A 19,599-nucleotide genomic window follows, 5' to 3' on the forward strand; every position below is an offset into this window, starting at 1 on the left:
GAAAGGAGCCTTCCCCAGCAGCCCGGTCACTTCCAAGCTTTAAATGTGCAGTATCTGTGGAAAACTAGGTGTCAATGACCGAATTTGACCGCAACATATTGCATCCACGGAATAAAGACCCGTGTCCATATTCCGGAGCCGTGATTGTCGAGATCGCAATATTCCTGTCTTCCGAAGACTGACGGATTCCTCCAGGGACGGTTTTCGCCTTTGGAGGAAGTGAGACACCTGTAGCTGGCCATTGCCGCCGAACCAGCGACCTACCGCGGCAGGGGCTCCGGCCCCTGGGCCATCCAGCCCGTTAGCACCGGCGAGATGAAGAAGATCTGTTTGCATTCGCTGAATTCGGAGGTGTTGCCCTTGCTGTCGGTCGCCGTCGCCGTCACGAACCAATCGGGCTCGCCGCAGCAGGGGAACATCTTGGAGAACGTTGCCTCGCCGGATGCATCCGTGGTCACCCGGATTGTCGCGAACAGGTCATAGCCCTCGCCGTAGTTGGACGGGTCGCAGTACTCATTCAAGAAGAAGTCGATATCGATTTTCTCGTTTGGGAGACCTTCGTATGTTCCCGAGAGGAAGAGATTCAGCGTCCCTGTCGTGTGCGCGTCTACGATTACGGGGAAATTGGCGTAGTTGTTCGGACCGACATCGGCATCCAACGGATCATTCAGCGTCACCGCGTTGAGCCCAAGATCGATCCCGAGACCTGCGTTGTCCTTGATCGAGTTGCCAACGATCTCGTTCTCGATGGAAGCGGCTCCCTTAATGACGATCCCTTCGCCGAAGTTCCACCAGATCCAGTTGTGCCCGCCAATCAAGTTGCCCGAGCTGTCCTCGATCAACACGCCACGCTGGATGTTTCCCGCTGGATCCCAATCGGACGAGATTCCAATGTGGCAATTGTGAATCTGGTTCTTTGCGTTCAGCAGCGGAATCCCATTCCGACCGCGAATGACGACTCCCGCCTGGCCATTGCCTGCAATCACATGCTTGCGAAAGCCCACGAAATCGAATCCGATATCGTTCTGCATACCGTCCTCGATCAAGATACCGTTCTCGACGTTGGGAATTGTGTTGGTCTGATCGATGTTCAGACCAATGATGCAGGTCTCCACTGTATTGCCCGATGCATCGCCGGTCATGAAAGCAATTCCGTTCTTCTTATTGCCGGAAACAAGCAGCATGCTGTTGTACCAACCACCGCCGAAGAAGTTTCCCCCGGACTCGACGAGAATGCCGTTCTCTTCATTACCGATTCCAACCATGCCCGTCTTGTCGGTTCCGACGTAATTGTATTCAACTACGTTGGTACCTGCGATCAACTCCTGCTCCTGCGAGAGGTGGATTCCGTTTCCCTTGTTTGCCGATATGATGTTCCGAACATTTTCCTCATGACCGCCGATTCGGTTCTCCTTGGCACCTCGCGTCACCAAGATGCCGTCCCCGCCGTTCGGGATGGCTGCTCCTCCGGTCTCGTCCAATCCAACGATTGATGTCTTGATCAGGTTCCACTTTGAGAGCACACCCCGGATCTCGATCCCGTGACCGATATTTCCGGAAATCACACAACCGCCCAAGGATGTCCCTTCAATGGTCGTGGAGGTACACTCATCGATGTAGACGCCATTGCCTTGGTTCGGCATGGCCTTATCGCCGGTGATGTTCACACCGATGAAGTTGTCGACCAGCGCATTGTCATGACAGTTGTTCGAGGCCGGATCGTCGGATCCGTGCTCGATACTCACGCCGTTCTGAGTGTTTCCGGAGATTGTATTCGCGAAGACAAGGTTCGAGTGCGCTCCCCAGAGGAAGTGCACCCCGTTGCGTACATTCGGTTGCGCTGCATCGCCGACGCTGTCGGTCCCGATCGCGTTGCCTCCCAGCGAATTCTCATGCGCGCCGGAATAGCGGAACTGAACGCCATCCCCACCGTTCCAGCAGATCACGTTCCCCTCGCCTTCGGCGACGCCGCCAATAACGCTGTATGTTCCAGTTACATAAACACCGCTGCCGCCATTGCCACGATCATTGTAGCCGAACCGGTCTGTCCCGATGAAATTCCCATACACCTGATTGGGCCGTTCACCCTCCTCGCCATACAGGTAGAGGCCGGAACTGCGATTCGCGGCGATGATGTTTCCCGCACCGGTTGTTGACCCCCCGACGGTGTTCCCCCACTCCCCCACTCCGATGCCGGCCTGATTAGGCAATTCCAACATCTCATCGTAGTCGAGACCCACATAGTTCCCTTGAATCACCACATCTGTGATCGGATTGTCTGAAGTAGTGTTCGTCATCGAAATGCCGTTCCCATCGTTGCCTCCAATGACGTTCGCGCCAAGAGCAGCCGTGCTGCCGATCTGTGAGCCGCTGGCACCACTGAGTCGAATACCACCCTGCTGCTGATTCCCCAGGCCTGCCGTCTGGTCGACCTTCATCCCGATGCGATTCCCCATCACGAGGACGCCCTGGTCCGTGTGACCGAAGAGCGATTGCAGATCGATACCGGAGTACTGATTGCCAGCCACGTAGTTTCCGGTTCCTTCAAATGCACCGCCGATGACATTCCCGACACCACGCACAAAGATGCCCGTTGTGTTCGAAGACACCGCGTCGCCATCGCGCGTCGTCCCGCAGAGATTTCCGGCCACCATATTCATGTCGCCGCCAACGATCGCAATGCCTTGCCCAGACGTCCCGAAGTTTCCGGCACACCAGTTTCCCTTTTCGCGTCCGGGTGTTGTCGTCATCCCGCCGATCGTGTTGCTGTCCGAGTTGATGTTGATTCCGGCGCCCTCATTGAAGGTGCAATTGTTTCCCTCGACGAAGTTCGTGCCATCGGCGATCAGAAGAGCTAAGCCAATGCCGGGGAAGTGCGTGATGTTCATGTGGCGCACGACCGAGTTGTTCTTGATGCCGATGCCCATCGCGTCATCAAGGTCGCTGCCATCCAAGGTGATCTGATCCGTCAGCAAATCGCCTGCCTGTAATTGGCCATCGATCGTGACCGGCCACACCAGGGCTGGATAGTCTGACTGCGGTTTCAATACGGTGCCCGCTGGCAACGAGAAGCTGATCGCATCCGCAGCCGCATCCTTGTTGGCGTTTTCGATTGCCGCGCGGAACGTTGGTGGATTCATCACTGTGTCCGAGAGGTCCGCGTCGGGAGAGTCACTCGGGTCCGTCACGATGTACGTTGCGCGTGGTTGAGTCAGCAGCATGCTGATCGGCGCGTTTGCGGATGGATCCAAGATAACGAAGTCTACCTGCGCATCATCATTGAGGAAAGCGGGAATCATCACCGCCGTATCGGAAACGGGGAATCTTACCGATCTCATTGTAATCGGACCGACAGTCGCTGCACGGCGATCGCGTTCCCAGGTTGTTTCGGCATCGGCACTTGTGATGGCGAGCCCTTCGTACTTGTTCGGCTCCATCGAATCGAACTGGATCCAATCCGTCGAAACGATCAACTCCGAACGCGCCCCCGGAATGCAGGCGGTTGGTGTGAGTCGTGTTGGTGGCTCGTGCATCATCGTGCTGGTGATCGTCTCGATCGTGTCTTCACCTGCACCGAGAATCTGCAGCGTTCCGTCCAACGACGACACTGCAATCTCCGCTCCCCCGCCGCGGAGGAAATCGGCGACTGCGATCGAAGCGATTGGATCGTCCTGGAAATGCGCCAGAGGCTTCGGCGGCCAAGCATGTGCTCGCCGCACCTGCGAAATCGTGAGTTGCCGGTCGATGCCGCGATAGATCGCCAGCTCGTGATCGCCCGCGATCACAAGATCGCCGCGCAGGTTCTCCCCCAGCGACACGATCTCCAACTGGTTCGGAACGAATGTGAGCTTGATCGAATCCGGCTTTGTAGAAAGCACACCGCCCGGCGATTCGTAGAGAAGAAGGCGCCCCTCTCCATCGGCCACGAAGGCAATCGCCAGATCCTTGATCCCATCGTGGCGATTCACGTCGCCGACAGCGATTGCTTCGATCCGGCCCGGCACAGAGAGCGTTTGCTCCGCACTGAAACCACCGGGCTCGTCCTGGAGGAAGAAGTGCAGCGTACGCTCTCCCCTCGCGCCGGCGACAAGATCCTGCCGCCCGTCATTGTTGAAATCGCCTGCGCAGAGAAAGTCGGGACGCACCGGAACGATCAGCGGCGCCCGATCGCTCGCAAAGGGCGCGTCCGCATCTGCGGCAACGCCCGGAGGCGCTGGAGTCACTCGCCATCCAAGCCAATCCGTCCGCTTCGTCAGCAGCAGGATTTTACCGCCACCACCGGTTGCCAGGCCCACAGCGAAGTCCAAGTCGCCATCGCCATCGAAGTAGATCGGCGCGGCGCTGATCGGGTCGCTCCCGGGGGCGGCAACCTCTAGGGGGATCGGAGGCTGCCAGATCGGATCGGTAGCGAATACTGAAGCTGCGGCGAAGACGATCGCTATCGAGAGGACGCGGCTTGGCGCGCGCCATCCTTGGGCGAGAAATCTCATGGCATGCCTCCATGAAGAGAATCTCGCCGGCCAGTCGTCCGGCCCTATTCCCAGCAGAATCCCAAATCGTGCGTCCCCCAGCCCCAACGCTGGGCGCCATCCCCTCGGGGCCAGCCGGTCATATGCGTATAGTGGATTCTACCCAGAGCCCGATGCGTTTGGCAATTGATTTACGGGTGAAGAAGCGCTCGTCAGGCCTGCTCTATTCTCCATTCGGCCCAGTGCTTCGGTTCTCTTGCCCCAAGTGATTCGTTGACAAGTGGGTCTTCTGCGGTGTTCGTGGCAAGATTTGAGTAGATTTACGCCTGCTATTTCTGGCAATCTTGTCGTGTTGGGGATGATTTTGGAATCTGACAAGTTCCCAGGAGGGTTGCGTGAGGATGAATAAGCGGGATTGGACTCTGTCGATTGCTCTTCTGGCATTCCTTCTCCTGGCTCCGGTTTGGGCGCTGGCGGAGGTTACGATAACAGTCGGCGAGGGGGCCGGCAACCCGGGCCACGATATTACACTGTCGATCACATTCAGCGGGGCCGAGGAGCCTGGGATCATTTCGGCGTTCTCAGTCTTCCTGGACTTTGACCCGCGTCTTCTGGATGTTCCGAAGGGTTCGACCCAGCCGACGAACCCGGTCGCCGGCATTGGAGCCGAGCAGCCGAACGTGACGATCCTAAGCAGGATCAGCTCTGAGGAAGACCCGAATCGGAAAGATAAACTCGAGATCTCGGGCGTCATCATCAGCGGCCCGGACATCGCCAACGGCGAGATTGCCACGCTGACGTTCACGATTCCTGGCGACTTGCCCGATGGTTACTACGAAGTTGCCGTGACTGACACGGAAGTCCGAGATAATCTCAATGTCGAGGTTCCAAGCACCAGTGTTCCGGGCACGCTGACGATCGGTACACCACCCATCCCAACGCCGAGCCCGACTCCGTCTGATACTCCAACGCAGAGTCCAACCCCGGTGACGGGTGCGATCGTTTCGACGATGAACGTTGTGGGTGATCCATACGCGGCGAGTGGCAGCTACACGGTGGATATCGCCGTGAGCAACAACACCGAGGATCCCGTGGCTGCCTACGCATTGCGCGTCTATTACGATCCGGCCTCGACGGAGCCGACGGGTATCACGGACGCCAGTAACGATGGCATGCCGCCGAGATTCAGGGATGGTGGCCAGCCGCAGACCGATGCGCAGGGCACGTTCAAGAGATTCGCCGCGTTGGGCAGCTTCGACGCGACGCAGAACAACCTGACTCTGTGCACGATTACGTTCACCAACACCGCTTCGCCGGCGCCGAGCCACAATTTAGTAGTGGCGCCCGATCCTCCGGACGTTCCGCTGATTTCGGTGCTGATCGCTCCGCTGACGGTGGCTGCGTACGACAGCACGTTGACGGATCCGTTCGTCAGTTGGGTGACGCCGACTCCGTCCGAGACGCCGAGCCCGACGCCCTCTTACACACCGACGGCTACCCCGACGGATGTTCCGACCAGTACGCCGAGTCCGACGCCGAGTCCGACTCCGGTTGCAGGTGCGATCGTTTCGACAACGAACGTTGTGGGCGATCCTTATGCGGCGAGCGGAAGCTACGCGGTGGATATCGCGGTGAGCAACAACATCGAGGGACCCGTGGCTTCGTACGCTTTGCGCATCTACTACGATCCGGCTTCGACGGAGCCGACGGGTATCACGGACGTCGACCTTGGCGGCGTCCGGCCAAGTTTCGGCAATTTCGGCGTTCCGCAGACCGATGCGCAGGGCACGTACAAGAATCTCTTCACGATGGGCAACCTCGACGCGACGCAGAACAACCTGACACTATGTACGCTTACGTTTACGAACACGGCTTCGCCGGCGCCAAACCACAGTGTGCTGGTGGCGGCCGATGATGGTAACGTTCCGCTGATTTCGGTGTCATTCTATCCGCTGACGGTGGGGGCGTACGACAACACATCGACGGATCCGCTCCCGGGTGGTGCGACGCCGACCCCGACGCCTACACCCCGCGGAAGCCAGGGCTGGTACTTCTGGTAGACTCCTTCCTGGAAGGCAGTTTTCAGAATAATCTGGGACAGGACACTCTATCCATCAAACGTCAGTTCCGCCGGATCCGGGAGACTCTTCCTCTTTCGGTTCTGACGCAGAGACTCGCCGTGCAAGCGTGCTCGCCGTGTGCGAATTAGACCTAATGTACTGGTCTCACCAGGCGATTTTCTCACGGGAATTCCGCGATATCGCGTGCGAGGCGTCCCCCTTACTGCTTCTCCACAATCTTCACAATGCGCCCATAAACCACCAGCGCCGTCAGTTCCGTATCCCCGCCCGTCGTGTTCACAAATTGAACAATCACGGAGTCGCTGTCCTTGTGATAACGCGCGATGCTCTGGTAACCCAACAACCATCCCTTGTGACCGTATTCGTAAATGGACGAGTAGATCTCCCGCTCGTCTTCAGTGAATAGAGAACCGTCATTGAGGGCCCTTAAGAAAACCCCGACATCTTCCGCCGTCGCGATCATGGAGCCTCCGGGAGTGACGTAGTTGATCTCCTTCAGATCCGCTTCATAGGGGATATGGTATCCACTCGCGACATCATCGAGATTCACATTGCTGAGTGAGCCGAAAGTCTGTTCGAGACCCAGCGGGTCCAGGATTTCCTCTTTGATGTAGCGCTGGTGAGAATATCCCAATGTCCGATCGAGGATTCTTCCAATCAGCAGGTAATTGGTGTTGGAGTACTCCTGGTCGGTATCCGGCACAAAGTCCGCCGGTTTGTCCAGAATCAGCCCAAGACCTCCGCCGCCATCCGCACGTGGTTTCGCCCATTCAAACCCCTTTTGATCCGTGAAGTTGGGAATTCCACTGCGATGGCTCAGCATCATCCTCAGCGAAATCCGGTCGGCGTACTCGATTCTCCCCGCGACATCCGGCAAGAGCTCATCGAGCGTATCGTCCAGCGAAATTCGCTCGGCGCTGACCAGTTTGGCGGTGGCGGCGGCGATATAGAGCTTGCTGATGCTGGCGATCTTGAACAATGCGTGCGGATCGGCGGGAACCTGATTCGCCCGATCTTTCCAGCCGGCTGCGTACAGGGCGGGTGGCTTACCGGCCTGATCCACGTAAACGATGATCCCAACCGGCTCGCGTTCCGCCGCGGCGTCGACTTGTTCCTGAACGGTGTCGGGCAACGGCGCCAGCCACGCCAGAATTCCATCCCAGGGAGGAAACACCACCGCGCAGACAATCGCCACAAGGGGCATGACGATCCGAAGGATAAGGATGATCCGCTTCTTCTTCTGAGTGTCCAAGGAACCTTTCAAACCACCCCATCAAGTCCGCGAGAATAACTGCCCACCAATCATGCCCACGCCCAGCATTCGCGCAAGCCGAGAAAACTGCGGTGAGTCACGTGGCACGGATCACCGGGCAAGACGATGCGAGCAAAGAGTATCCTGTTTCCGAATTGCTCTTCTGTTGCTGAAGCTCCTAGTTGATGCTGAGAACTGCACCGATCAGAAGTCGCGCGACAAGGAGTGCAATAAAGAGAACCAACAGCCGACCCAACACTCGCGGCTCATCCTTGTGCCGAAAACCAACCACAAGGTCCAGAATGAGCAGCCCCAAAAGCCATACGCCTGTCTGCCATGGCTCTTCCACTCTGCGGAGCCCTTGTAGAGCTTGCACATCAAGCTGCTCGACAAGAAGATACACGGCCGCAATATAAGCCAGGAAGGCCAGCTTCGCGACGTACACGATCCAAAGATCGGTCTGGGGTCCGTTTTTGCTCATTCTGGTAGGATTCCACGCGCCATGATGACCTTTCCTTATCCTGTCCCCGTATTGCCAAGCAGACAATGGATTTCATCGAGCCTCGAATACATGGATTCAGCGGAGAAAGTCCTCAGGATCCGGTGGCGGCCAATAACTCTTGTCGAGATACCACTCGACGTTACCATCGCCCAGCACTGGGTGATGAAGGATACACATGGCATAGTAATACGGTATCTCGTGGTAGATAAGTGGACCTTCTGCGTCGATATCGTCGCAGTCCTTCCAACAACGCGAGACCAAGTCCACGGCTTCCTCCTCCGTCTTCTCTCCATACTTCATCAACATCTGAACAATCTCGCTGAAGAACTTCTGACTTTCTTCCGATTTGCAGAATCTGAACTTGTTCATGGTCTCTCTCCTGAGGAAACTTGCACCAACTCTAATGGCTCATACGCCTGAGGGCGTCCTAAACTGAACCGGCCAATCAGCCTCCTCGCAAGAGGCGCTGCTGAGACTGCCTATACTCTCGACTTCAACTCACCAATCGCGGATCCGCAGGAGGATTAGAACCGCTTTCTTGAATTCACTGATTCTGAAGTACCACTCTGGGTACATCGGGTTTAGCGCCTCAACAGATAGTATCTCTATTTGCTCGAGCCTCGGATTGTGCTCTTTGAGTCTCTGTGGAAGACTCTCGATATTGGGTGCATAGATATCCAGCCGGTGATAAGACTGATCCTCAAGAAGGATGTACCTTACATGGTATGGAACATCGATTTTCATGATGTCAGAGCCCCCAGGTCAATCATCGAGAAATTCGAGGGCATGCCCCTCCATTCAGATCATCGACGAAGCTTGGCCGACGACGATTGCCGCGGTGAGTCTCGTGATGCGGAACACCGGGCACGGCGATGCGAGCAAGCTGTGCCATGATCGGCGTCGGCGGCCGTGAGAAGCACTGGCTCGCGATTGCACGGAGATCACTCCTCCTCTTTGGTGGTGGACCAGGGCTGGATGATAAACTGCGCTGCTCTCCTGAATGATGAGCCTTGCGGCTTACGCCACTCGCTCCACCACAGGCTGAGGCCTACTGCAAGAGTCACCACGATCAGATCGGGCTTTAGCTCATCCCCTAACAGCCCACCGCTCAGCACGTAGCCAGCAGCGAGGCCCGAAAACAAGGCAATAGCGAGAGCCAGTTTCATTCCGACAAGAAGTGGAGTGAGCATCGGCGGATTCCAGCCCCATCGGTCTACTGCATCCAGATAGGTCTGGGCGCTCGGTAGCAGAATCAGCGCCACAACATAGGGGACCTGCATCAAATGGCCTTGCTCCTGATCCGGACCGACAGATGCAGCCACGATGGGTACCCAGAGGCAAGCGAACGCCATCGATCTCAACACTTCGAGACCACCATGGACGATCTGGTATGGAGTCAGGATCTTCTTCATGTCTTGAACCTATTCAATATTGTATTCTTGCTTCAGTTGCTCAAGGTCTCAGGAAAATCGGGAACATGCCCCTCTATTCAAGTCGTCGGCCAATATCGGCTGAGGGCGGTCGCCGCGGTGAGTCCTGTGATGCGGAACACCGGGCAAGACGATGCGAGAAAGCTGCGCGCCACTATGGGATGTCCTTGGAACGTCTCCACCTCTGCAAGAACATCCCGGCAGATGTCCGCGGCGAGAGAGAGGTATCCTACCGTCAAACGCCGCCCAGATCACATCTTCCCTCCGACATCGATACTGCAAATCTGGCTGGTCGTGAATGACACAATGATTCGGTCCCCAAGCAATATCCCTCGGACTGCCATTCCTGCCTGATCCACGGAGCGGGCCGTATATCTGCAGAGCACTTCCCCAGACTGCACATCGATCAGATGGACTGATTTCTTGTCCGTCGCCACAAGGTATCGGCCATCACGGCTGTACATCAAGCATCTAACCTCTTTGTGTCCACGCAACTCTATCTCCTTGAGCAGAGCTGGTGGATCCGTCGCGCAGAGGTGGACCTTGCCAAAGTCGCCCAGAGCAAACTGGTCGCCCGACGGAGCCATGTCTGAGGCCGTATAGTCGCCCTTGGTAAGTGGTTGCAGTCGCGCGACCTGGATCTTGCCGTCGCGGCGAGAAGCGACTGTCGTGATCCTCGATATTCGATTCGCTACGAAGGCGCACTCCCCATTTCGTGAAACTCCTATCTGGTAGAACGTCGCCGGAGATTGGAGATTGAATTCCCAGGAGTCCTGGAACTTCTCGCCCGCCAAGACCCGCACGAGCGGAGTCTTCTCACTGGCGATGACAAGAGCGCTGCAGTCGCATGCGTCAGCAGGTCCATCGCCGAACTTCTGCTGCCAGGTGGTTGATTCACCAGTCTGCCGAGACGTCTCCTCGATCCTGACGAGTTGCGTCTCTTGGTCACGTCCAAGAAACGAGTAAATGTGGTCCGAACCCATACAGATCGCGGATCCTTGTGGGTACTTCGCGACGACATTTAGCTCACGATCCATTTCCCAGATTTCATCACTCTCTGCGCCATAAACGAGAATCGTTTCCGGATCGTCTGGAGAGTATCGCATGTACGAGAAGAAGTTCGCGCGCACATGCTTGTAATCAGGTGAGCACGAACTGAACGCAAGCATCAGCAGGACGAGAAACGCCCCTCCGGCCAATCTTCTGTGCACCGAGTCGATACTCCTTGCTCTCGTCGCCATTGTCACTCCCCTTGTGGGATGTAAACGCCCTTCAGCCTTCCACGATATTTCGCGAGATGAGTTCGAGCGCTCGATCAAAATCCTCGCGGAGTACAGAAGCAAGATGTCGCAGCAGCTCGAACTGTGCCTTCGTAACCTGTATCTCCTCTTCGCAGAGGTGATCCATGAGCATGTCGTATGCAACTCCCCACTCGCCGGCCTCTGAATCTGCCCTGATCATATAGACTTTCTCCGGCGAGAGAGACTCCTCCAGCTCTGTAACAAGTCCAAGAAATCTTTCTTCACTGCTCAGTCGATGGAACATGTCGCAATAGCCCCTAACCATTAGCAAATTCGAGGACAGGATACTTTCTTCCCGCCTCCAACGAAGGTCGGCTTCAGCGGTTCCCACGGTGAGTCTCGTGATGCGGAACACCTGGCAAGACGATTCGAGCGGGCCGTGCCATGATGGATGTCCTCGATGTTCTGTCACCACGTCTGCAGAAACATCCCGGCCGATCTCCGGGGCAAGATGAAGTCTCCTGTCCCCGTATTGCCACATACACGATCCAAAGATCGGTCTGGGTCCCGATTTCACTCATTCTGGTACCGTTCCGATATGGTGCCGCCAGTCCCCCTTCTTCTCCCCTATGCTGCGCTGTCTTCACGGTCAAACCGCAAGAGGAGCAGGTTGAGGGCAAGCAGAAAAGACAGGAGCTCTTCGGAATGCACCACGACATCAGCGTCTCTCGCGATTGCCAGGGGGGAGAACTCGCCTCGGGCTAACGCACTGAAGTTCGATTGGAGTGTTTCGACTCTTGGCCCAGAATGGTAGCGGATCTCACTCAGAATGTCGGCTTCGCCGTAGACTCTCCATCCGGTCTCATCACAAGCGACGGAGAGCGTCGTCGAATGTCCCGCGAGGGAAGCGGCCGAGACACTCACCGGATTAATTCCCCAGACTTGCCTGTGTACTGTCGCCGAGTTTCCATCGAGCGTCTCAATGCCGTAGATTCCGTGGAGTAGCGACTTGCGAACAACTCGCGCGATGAGCCTCTTTGCTGCATCGTTCAGGACTACTCCCCTAAGCCAGAAGTTCTTGAATCTGACATCAATTTCCCCATCCGGACTCGAGATGACCCCCGAGGCCGGCGTGAAGAGGGAAGTTCGCGTATGTCGGATTTCCAGGTTCATCGTGGTCTTCTCTGGGTTTTCCGTTGGGTGTATTCCTGCCTTTGTGACCGAGCCCCACAGAGTCCATAGCCTTTCAAAACATCATCAGGCTGGCTCATCGCCTTGGGAGATATCCAGACCTGGCGCACCCCTTGAAACTTGCTCTGTGGCCATCGTGCGCTGGCACCTTGCACCAATGCTGTCAATCTGCTCGACGAATGTTGCGGTCATGGTCATCTCTCCTCGACAGCGGCCGCGCCGGGCCGCTGCGCATCGGCAGAGTTCCCTTCCGGCAATTGCGGCAGTTCTGACCGGTGAATCCCTTTGGGCGCGTTGAGGACCATCTCGACACCAACGGAAGCCTCGAAGAGAGACCCGATCGTCATCATCCCTAATCCGGCCAAGAAAAGGCCGATCCCGATCACTCGGCCTGCCGCGGTGAGCGTCGCGAGCCACCCTTCTGCACGCTCCTCAGGCATCATGGCACTGAAGGCGATTCCTCCCATGATGCCGACGAACGCAGACAGGAGGCCCAGATGAACAAGAATGTCTCTAAATCGGAGTCTGCGCTTCATTGTCATGGTGGATTTCCTCCCTTCTCCATACGCCAAACCCAGTGCTTTATTCTACATCGCCGCAACGATAGTGACCCCTCAGCCCCTTCCCCGTTCACTCTGCCGAACCCTTCGGAAGGAGTTGAAATCCTTTGGCATTAGAAGAGCAATCGAGAGCAGGCTGAGTTCACCCTCGTAACCGATGGACTCCACCACAGGGGCATTAGGATCGAGGACGATCCGGGTTCCCAGCCGCCTTGTCATGCTGAGGAGAACTCTTGAGCCCACAAAACCCGCGATCATGAGCAGGCCTTCGATCCAAAGGTGATAGGGGTGCTGCCACAAGACCCAGATCGCCCGAATGCCAAGCATCACGCCCAGAAAGTGGAAGCATAACCTCACCCTCGCGACCATCAGCGGCTCAATCCAGATGGAGTACGGATCCTTCCCCACAATTGCCATCCGGTCCCACACAAGAAAGAACCAGCAGTAGGACATGAACGCCGCGACGGGAATTGTGCTGAGCAGCCACATGGCCCTGTTATGCTGATATTGCGGCTGCCGGAGAACTTCCCAGCAAAACGCACACGAAAGCACGGCTGCGAAGGCCGCAAAGCCGATTACCAGGCGCCTTTGTGTACGCATTCTCCGGACCACAAAGCGATGGAACGTCTCACTATTGGTGCCGGTAGAGAGGGTCATGCCCAAGCCTGCTGATGTCTTCATTGTCTGCACCTACCAAGTCTAAGCACTCGGCTTCGTTCTCCCTTGACGGCGATTGCGAGTGCAAATGTGCTTGATGAGATCCTTCATGACTCGAAAGCCAAGCCAGCCGATCGGCAACACGCAGCAGATGCCCAGCAGAAGTCTGGCGGTGAAGCCGTATACCTCGCTGGAGAGAATCAGCATGAGGAGGACGACAGATAGAACTGAAAACGCGAAGACGGCGACCGACATGACAGCCGTCCCCAGTTCTTCCATCTCTCTTTTCCTGCGCTCGGACTTGGCGATGATGGAGATCCAAATGATCAGGATCCCACAAGCCAACAAGAGCAGGATGCCGAATGTGGCGAGCTTCAACACGGGGGATTCCCTCCTTTCTCAGTACGCGCAACTCAACTGCATATTCATCGCTCCCGCGGAACCTCTTTGAACGTGAGATACGTTATCAGGAAGAGGGTGAAAAGGAGCACCGTGCACAGGAGCGCCAAGAGGATCTGGCCCGCCAGTGAAACCGGACTACAGCACGCAAACACGAACAAGGCGACCACAAGTGCCAAGAAGCACAGATCGACACAGATGACAAGGATCGGCCCGCCCACACGTTCGATCAGCTTCCGAATCCGTTGGCTTGGAGAGAGATGTTGCAGGACGTAACACGCCAACCCAATGCCAACCAAGATCATCCCGGCGCGGAATAGCCATGATATCGCAGAATCATACTGGATGCTCGCTTGCTCTGGGGATAGATGAGCCGGGTCTGAGACGAAGAGAAGTACCCCACAAAGGACCAGGAATCCTGCACATCCGAGAACTTTCACTCGCACGCCCAGGATCGAATCGATCAGAAGGAGCGCAGAAGGAACGGCAATGATCAGGATCGAATGAACAACGGGCGGAATTTCGATGCCAATTGCCGCGATATAGACACTGATGGCTGCAAGCGAGTACCCAAGGAACTTCCCATAGAGCCGAAGCAGGTCCTGATACTGTCCAGAGTTTCCTCTGAACGACGAGACAAGTATCATCCCGAGAACCGGCGCCGCTGGAACGGCCCCCAGAGTACAGAGTGGTGCCATGCTCTTCCTTCCTCCGTGAAAGCCGCCAGAATCTCTCTCTCCCTTGTCTTCCACTTGGATAGGTCCGCACTGGGCCCGCGGACGGATCATCTCTGGCGGGCGGAACTTCGAGCCCACATGTTTGACGACTGTGCTAATTGCGGAGTGTCGCTCGGGCAGGCACAAGGCAAAACGCGGCCCCCTTAGCCGGGATTGGAGCGATACTTGAGCTCCTTGCCTGTTCGCCCCTTTTCCACGGCAGTCCACACTCTATGGCAGAATGGGCAAGATTTGACTAGATTTACGCCCGCTGTTTCGGGCAGTCTTGGCGTGTTGGTACGGATTCCGGGATCGAATGAAATTCCAGGAGGGTCGTGTGAGGATGGAAAAACGGAATTGGTCTCTGTCGATTGCTCTGATGGCAATTCTTCTGCTGACCCCGGTTTGGGGCCTGGCGGAGGTATCGATAACAGTCGGCGATGGGGCCGGCAACCCGGGAGATGATATCACCCTGTCAATCACGTTCAGTGGCGCCGAGGAGCCCGGGGTTATCTCTGCGTTCTCCGTCTTCCTGGACTTTGACCCGCGTCTTCTCGATGTTCCGAGTGGTTCGACTCAGCCGACGAACCCAGTCGCTGGGAAGGGTGCCGACCAGCCGAATGTGACGATCCTGAGCCGAATCAGCCCGGAGGAAGACCCGAACCGGAAAGACAAATTCGAACTCTCAGGCGTCATCATCAGCGGCCCGGACATCGCCAACGGCGAGATTGCCACGCTGACGTTCACCATTCCTGGCGATCTGCCGGACGGTTACTATCTGGTCGGCGTCACCGACACGGAAGTCCGAGACAATCTCAATGTCGAGGTTCCCAGCATCGGCACCTCGGGCACTTTGACCATCGGCAACCCACCGACACCAACACCAAGTCCCACTCCGTCGGAGACACCTACCCCGAGCCCGACTCCCAGTGAAGTACCGACAGATACGCCGACGGCCACCCCGTCCGCGACGCCTTCGGACACGCCAAGCCCAACTCCGTCCGATACTCCAAGCCCGACTCCGTCTGATACTCCGAGCCCAACTCCGTCTGACACGCCGTCTCCCACGCCTTCTGATACTCCGACGGCCACGCCTACGGAGACTCCATCCCCGACACCGTCTGATACTCCAACGCCGAGTCCGACTCCGGTGATCGGTGCGATCATCTCGACGACGAACGTTGTGGGCGCCCCGTACGCGGCAAGCGGCAGCTACACGGTGGACATTGCCGTGAGCAACAACACCGAGGGGCCAGTGGCTTCGTACGCACTTCGCGTTTACTACGATCCGGCTTCGACGGAACCGACGGGTATCGTGGACGCCGAACTTGGTGGCATCGCGCCGAACTTCAGCCACAGTGGCCAGCCGCAGACCGACGCGCAGGGCACGTACATGGGTATCAATACGTTGGGTAACTTCGATACAACGCTAAACAACCTGACGCTCTGCACAATTACGTTCACGAACACGGCTTCACCGGCGCCGAGCCACAGTGTGGTGGTGGCGCGAGATGGTAATAACATTCCGCTGATTGCGCCGTCTGACAATGCGCTGACGGTGGGCGCGTACGACAGTTCGATGACGGATCCGTTCCCTGGTGGCGGGACGCCGACACCATCTCCGACGCCCTCGGAGACTCCGACTGAAACTCCGAGCCCGACGCCTTCGGATACCCCGAGCCCGACGCCGACATCGTCTGATACTCCGACGCCGAGTCCGACTCCGGTGAACGGTGCGATCATCGCGACGACGAACGTTGAGGGCGATCCATACGCGGTGAACGGCAGCTTTACGGTGGATATCGCGGTGCGCAACAACATCGAGGATCCCGTGGCATCGTACGCGTTGCGCGTCTACTACGATCCGGCTTCGACGGAGCCGACGGGTATCGTGGACGTCGACCTTGGCGGCATCGCGCCGAGGTTCAGCAACAATGGCCAGCCGCAGACCGATGCGCAGGGCACCTACAAGACGATCGCTACGCTGGGTAACCTCGACACTACGCAAAACAACCTGACGCTGTGCACAATTACGTTCACGAACACGGCTTCGCCGGCGCCGAACCACAGTGTGGTTGTGGCGCCCGATCCTCCGAACGTTCCGCTGATTTCGGTGTCCTTCCTTGAGCTGACGGTGGGTGCGTACGACAGCACGTTGACGGATCCGCTCCCGGGTGGCGCGACGCCGACTCCGACGCCCACCCCCCTCGGGGCCCAGGGATGGTACTTCTGGTAGACTCATCCCTGGAAGGCAGTCTTCAAGTACCGGCCCAGAAATTCCTGCTTGAGTCCCACCTCGGGCCGGGCTTTGCTTTGCGTCCTGTGAATTCTTGGTGCCTTGACAGGAGAGTTCTCCGCAGCTTGTCCATGGATTTCCCCCCTCCGAAGAAGAAGCCCCTGTGGGTCCGATTCATCTCCTTCATGGCGGTGGTCTACGGGACCATCTACCACCGCCTGTCTATCTCCGGGCGCGAGAACATCCCGAAGAGCGGCCCAGTCTTGGTCGTCTGTAACCACATCAGCGATCTGGATCCGCCATTCGTGGGCGGTCCCTTCCCGCGCATGATGCATTACATGGCGAAAAAGCAGCTCTGGAAGACCGGATGGTTCGGACGATTCATTGCTTCGCTCGGTGCGTTCCCGGTCGATCGCGAACTCCCTGTCGATCGAAAGGCCATCAAGAGGGCCATTCACCTCCTGAGCGAAGGGGAATGCGTTCTCCTCTTTCCGGAAGGTGAGCGATCCGTGACAGGCGAGATGCAGGAATTCCTGCTTGGGGCAGCGATGTTGGCGACATCTGTGCCGGGAACCCAGATTCTTCCGGCTCGAATCCGCGGCACCTACGAGGCATGGCCCCGTGGCGGCGGGAAGTGGCCCCGCCCGGCCAAAGTGCGTGTTCGCTACGGGAAACCGTTCCTGGTAAAGGACCGAGTCGACATGAAACAGGAAAAAAAGTCCTTGTATCGCGCCGTCTCTGACTTAATGTTTGCCGAGATTTCTGCACTCTAACTCGAATAGGGGACCAATCCCCCCAGTCACCTACAACGCACTCTCAGACGTGCTACCACCCTCAAGGAGTTCTCTGAAGAATGAGCCCCGAACGAACCAGCCCGGAACCGGAAAATACACCTACCAATCCTGAGCAGAACGAGAAGGCGTCTTTCGAAGCCGAAGCCGCCGCCCGTCCACCCGCAGAATCGGAGTCTCCCGCCTCTCCCCCACAGGAAGAGCATGGCGAGGACGAAGACGCGGAACTGCAGCAGGAAATCGATCAGTTTGACGCCCTCATTGACCAGCACCTGCCCGGTGCCGGCGAAGATGCCTCTCGTGGCGAAATCATCGAAGTGCCGGTCGTTGCCGTGCGCGAGGACGGTGTCCTCGTCGACATGGGCGGCAAAGCCGAAGCTCTCGTGCGCCTCGACGAGTTCAAGCTGATTGATGGAAAGCCGGATGTTCAGCCCGGCCAGGTGATCCAGGTCGTCCAGGTCGGTCGCGATTCCGAGGGCAGCCCCCGGGTTTCGCACCGCGAGGCTCGCGTTCGCGAAGCGGAAGCCACCGTTCGCGAGGCGCTGAAGTCTCAGGAGCCGGTCCGCGGTCGGATTTCAGCCACCGTCAAGGGCGGCGTCATGGTCGATATTGGATTGGCCGCTTTCATGCCAGCCAGCCAGGTCGATCTATTCCGCATCCCGGACTTGAACTCCATGGTCGGGCAGGACATTGAAGCCTACGTGATCGAGTACGATCCTCGCCGCAAACGCGCCGTCCTTTCTCGCCGTCGTCTCCTGTACGAGCGTCGCGAGAGTGCGCGCCGCGAGATGCTCGACTCCCTGTCTGAAGATCAGCTTATCAAAGGCAAGGTGAAGAGCGCGCTCGACTTTGGCGTTTTCCTCGACCTCGGCGTCATCGACGGGTTCATTCCGCGCGAGGAAGTCTCCTATGATCGCGGCACGCATCCGTCGGAGATCGTCAAGGCCGGCGACGAGATCGAAGTCAAGGTCATCAAGATCGACGAGGAGACCGGCAAGGTCACGCTCTCTCGCAAGCGCATCAATCCCGATCCCTGGGATACGATCGACAACAAGTACAGCGTTGGCACCATCGTCACCGGCAAGGTGATCGCCATTCAGAATTACGGCATCTTCATCCATCTTGAGGAAGGCGTCACCGGTATGGTGCACGTTTCCGATCTCAGTTGGGCTCCGGGAAACAAGAAGCCCTCGGAGTTCGCAAAGATCGGCGACGATCTGACCTGTCAGGTTCTCGATCTCAACAAGCAGAACCGCCGGATGTCGCTGGGCCTGAAGCAAATCACGATGGATCCCTGGGCAGAAGCCGACAAGAAGTACTCCCGCGGAACCAAGGTGAAGGGCAAAGTGACCTCGCTGACCAATTACGGCGCTTTCGTCCGCCTGGACGACTACATCGAGGGCATGGTGCACGTCTCCGACCTGTCCTGGGAGAAGCGCATCAATCACCCGAAGGAAGTCCTGAAGGTCGGTGAAGAGGTCGAATGCGTTGTGATCAAGACGGACAAGAAGCAGCGCCGCATCAGCCTTGGGATCAAACAGCTTACGGAGTCTCCTTTCGACCAGTTTGTGAAGGAGCACCCCGTCGGCACGTTGATCACTGGCAAAGTTACGCGATTCGCCCCCTTCGGCGCGTTCGTTGAAGTGGCACCAGGCCTTGAGGGCCTCGTGCACATCAGCCAGATCGACGAGAAGCGGGTGGAACTGCCAGAGAAGGCACTGGATGCCGGCGAGGAGATCACCTGCAAAGTGGTCAAGGTCGACGCGCGGAATCAGAAGATCAGCCTCTCCCGCCGCGATGCGCTTCGTCAGGTCGAGCGGGATCAGGTGAAGTCCTATATGAAGAAGGGCAGCGACGCCAAGAGCGGAATGATGTTCGGCGAAGCCCTGGAGCAGGCGCGGAAGGACGCGGAGAAGCAAGACGACGAGTCGTAAGATCATCGAAGAGCACACTCCGAAAGCCCCGCGCCCACCACAACGCGGGGCTTTCTTCTTGGATGCTTCACCTGCCGCGCAAATGCCCCCTTCGCCTTGACGGCACACAGCCTCCGGCAATGAAGTAGCCACACTTTGAC

General features: G+C 57.4%; 17 protein-coding genes. 4 read left to right on the top strand and 13 right to left on the bottom strand.

Annotated features, from left to right (window positions below; genetic code table 11):
- Positions 1–260: 260 nt before the first annotated feature.
- Positions 261–4,490 (bottom strand): VCBS repeat-containing protein, encoded by a 4,230-nt coding sequence (locus KQI84_00125; protein ID MCB2153263.1) that lies wholly within the window; start codon positions 4,488–4,490, stop codon positions 261–263.
- A gap of 380 nt (positions 4,491–4,870) precedes the next feature.
- Between KQI84_00125 and KQI84_00130 the strand changes: the two genes are divergently transcribed.
- Positions 4,871–6,529 carry a hypothetical protein gene (locus KQI84_00130; protein ID MCB2153264.1) on the top strand — a complete coding sequence of 553 codons (1,659 nt, stop codon included), beginning with the start codon at positions 4,871–4,873 and terminating at the stop codon, positions 6,527–6,529.
- A gap of 220 nt (positions 6,530–6,749) precedes the next feature.
- Here the strand turns inward: KQI84_00130 and KQI84_00135 are convergent, their stop codons facing one another.
- The 12 genes from KQI84_00135 to KQI84_00190 all read right to left on the bottom strand — a co-directional run bounded on the left by KQI84_00135 (position 6,750) and on the right by KQI84_00190 (position 14,480).
- Positions 6,750–7,754 carry a beta-lactamase family protein gene (locus KQI84_00135; GenBank protein ID MCB2153265.1) on the bottom strand — a complete coding sequence of 335 codons (1,005 nt, stop codon included), beginning with the start codon at positions 7,752–7,754 and terminating at the stop codon, positions 6,750–6,752.
- Between the two features lie 226 nt (positions 7,755–7,980).
- Positions 7,981–8,283, bottom strand: coding sequence for a hypothetical protein (locus KQI84_00140; protein MCB2153266.1), 303 nt, complete (start codon positions 8,281–8,283; stop codon positions 7,981–7,983).
- 96 nt (positions 8,284–8,379) lie between these two features.
- Entirely contained in the window at positions 8,380–8,673 is a 294-nt protein-coding gene (locus KQI84_00145; protein MCB2153267.1) for a hypothetical protein, read from the bottom strand.
- Between the two features lie 129 nt (positions 8,674–8,802).
- Entirely contained in the window at positions 8,803–9,048 is a 246-nt protein-coding gene (locus KQI84_00150) for a hypothetical protein (GenBank protein MCB2153268.1), read from the bottom strand.
- 197 nt (positions 9,049–9,245) lie between these two features.
- Positions 9,246–9,716 (bottom strand): hypothetical protein, encoded by a 471-nt coding sequence (locus KQI84_00155; protein MCB2153269.1) that lies wholly within the window; start codon positions 9,714–9,716, stop codon positions 9,246–9,248.
- A gap of 269 nt (positions 9,717–9,985) precedes the next feature.
- Positions 9,986–10,945: a hypothetical protein gene (locus KQI84_00160; protein MCB2153270.1), complete on the bottom strand. Its 960-nt coding sequence runs from the start codon at positions 10,943–10,945 to the stop codon at positions 9,986–9,988.
- Positions 10,946–11,006: 61 nt separating this feature from the next.
- The gene (locus KQI84_00165; GenBank protein MCB2153271.1) at positions 11,007–11,516 is read right to left on the bottom strand and encodes a MafI family immunity protein; all 510 of its coding nucleotides are present in this window, start codon (positions 11,514–11,516) and stop codon (positions 11,007–11,009) included.
- An 86-nt stretch (positions 11,517–11,602) separates the two neighbouring features.
- Complete coding sequence (locus tag KQI84_00170) at positions 11,603–12,148, bottom strand: hypothetical protein (GenBank protein MCB2153272.1); 546 nt, start codon at positions 12,146–12,148, stop codon at positions 11,603–11,605.
- Between the two features lie 212 nt (positions 12,149–12,360).
- Positions 12,361–12,702, bottom strand: a complete 342-nt coding sequence (locus KQI84_00175) for a hypothetical protein (GenBank protein MCB2153273.1) — start codon at positions 12,700–12,702, stop codon at positions 12,361–12,363.
- A gap of 78 nt (positions 12,703–12,780) precedes the next feature.
- Positions 12,781–13,407, bottom strand: coding sequence for a hypothetical protein (locus KQI84_00180; protein MCB2153274.1), 627 nt, complete (start codon positions 13,405–13,407; stop codon positions 12,781–12,783).
- Between the two features lie 18 nt (positions 13,408–13,425).
- Positions 13,426–13,764: a hypothetical protein gene (locus KQI84_00185; GenBank protein ID MCB2153275.1), complete on the bottom strand. Its 339-nt coding sequence runs from the start codon at positions 13,762–13,764 to the stop codon at positions 13,426–13,428.
- A gap of 44 nt (positions 13,765–13,808) precedes the next feature.
- A complete protein-coding gene (locus KQI84_00190) occupies positions 13,809–14,480 on the bottom strand; it encodes a hypothetical protein (GenBank protein MCB2153276.1) in 672 nt (223 codons plus the stop codon).
- A 361-nt stretch (positions 14,481–14,841) separates the two neighbouring features.
- On the opposite strand from KQI84_00190, the gene KQI84_00195 reads away from it, so the two are divergent.
- The 3 genes from KQI84_00195 (at position 14,842) to KQI84_00205 (ending at position 19,459) form a co-directional block, all read left to right on the top strand.
- Positions 14,842–16,734 carry a hypothetical protein gene (locus KQI84_00195; GenBank protein MCB2153277.1) on the top strand — a complete coding sequence of 631 codons (1,893 nt, stop codon included), beginning with the start codon at positions 14,842–14,844 and terminating at the stop codon, positions 16,732–16,734.
- A gap of 125 nt (positions 16,735–16,859) precedes the next feature.
- Positions 16,860–17,507 (top strand): 1-acyl-sn-glycerol-3-phosphate acyltransferase, encoded by a 648-nt coding sequence (locus KQI84_00200; GenBank protein MCB2153278.1) that lies wholly within the window; start codon positions 16,860–16,862, stop codon positions 17,505–17,507.
- Positions 17,508–17,587: 80 nt separating this feature from the next.
- Complete coding sequence (locus tag KQI84_00205) at positions 17,588–19,459, top strand: S1 RNA-binding domain-containing protein (protein MCB2153279.1); 1,872 nt, start codon at positions 17,588–17,590, stop codon at positions 19,457–19,459.
- Positions 19,460–19,599 lie beyond the last annotated feature (140 nt).

It is taken from the genome of bacterium, from assembly GCA_020444065.1.
Taxonomy (GTDB): Bacteria; Sumerlaeota; Sumerlaeia; order SLMS01; family JAHLLQ01; genus JAHLLQ01.

Excerpts from the sequence above, each read along its gene's own strand:
- KQI84_00135 (MCB2153265.1), bottom strand. The coding sequence starts at position 7,754 with ATGCCCCTTGTGGCGATTGTCTGCGCGGTGGTGTTTCCTCCCTGGGAT.
- KQI84_00175 (MCB2153273.1), bottom strand. The coding sequence starts at position 12,702 with ATGAAGCGCAGACTCCGATTTAGAGACATTCTTGTTCATCTGGGCCTC.
- KQI84_00195 (MCB2153277.1), top strand. The coding sequence starts at position 14,842 with ATGGAAAAACGGAATTGGTCTCTGTCGATTGCTCTGATGGCAATTCTT.
- KQI84_00150 (MCB2153268.1), bottom strand. The coding sequence starts at position 9,048 with ATGAAAATCGATGTTCCATACCATGTAAGGTACATCCTTCTTGAGGAT.
- KQI84_00180 (MCB2153274.1), bottom strand. The coding sequence starts at position 13,407 with ATGAAGACATCAGCAGGCTTGGGCATGACCCTCTCTACCGGCACCAAT.
- KQI84_00170 (MCB2153272.1), bottom strand. The coding sequence starts at position 12,148 with ATGAACCTGGAAATCCGACATACGCGAACTTCCCTCTTCACGCCGGCC.
- KQI84_00190 (MCB2153276.1), bottom strand. The coding sequence starts at position 14,480 with ATGGCACCACTCTGTACTCTGGGGGCCGTTCCAGCGGCGCCGGTTCTC.
- KQI84_00165 (MCB2153271.1), bottom strand. The coding sequence starts at position 11,516 with ATGTGGCAATACGGGGACAGGAGACTTCATCTTGCCCCGGAGATCGGC.
- KQI84_00155 (MCB2153269.1), bottom strand. The coding sequence starts at position 9,716 with ATGAAGAAGATCCTGACTCCATACCAGATCGTCCATGGTGGTCTCGAA.
- KQI84_00125 (MCB2153263.1), bottom strand. The coding sequence starts at position 4,490 with ATGAGATTTCTCGCCCAAGGATGGCGCGCGCCAAGCCGCGTCCTCTCG.
- KQI84_00145 (MCB2153267.1), bottom strand. The coding sequence starts at position 8,673 with ATGAACAAGTTCAGATTCTGCAAATCGGAAGAAAGTCAGAAGTTCTTC.
- KQI84_00140 (MCB2153266.1), bottom strand. The coding sequence starts at position 8,283 with ATGAGCAAAAACGGACCCCAGACCGATCTTTGGATCGTGTACGTCGCG.
- KQI84_00130 (MCB2153264.1), top strand. The coding sequence starts at position 4,871 with ATGAATAAGCGGGATTGGACTCTGTCGATTGCTCTTCTGGCATTCCTT.
- KQI84_00205 (MCB2153279.1), top strand. The coding sequence starts at position 17,588 with ATGAGCCCCGAACGAACCAGCCCGGAACCGGAAAATACACCTACCAAT.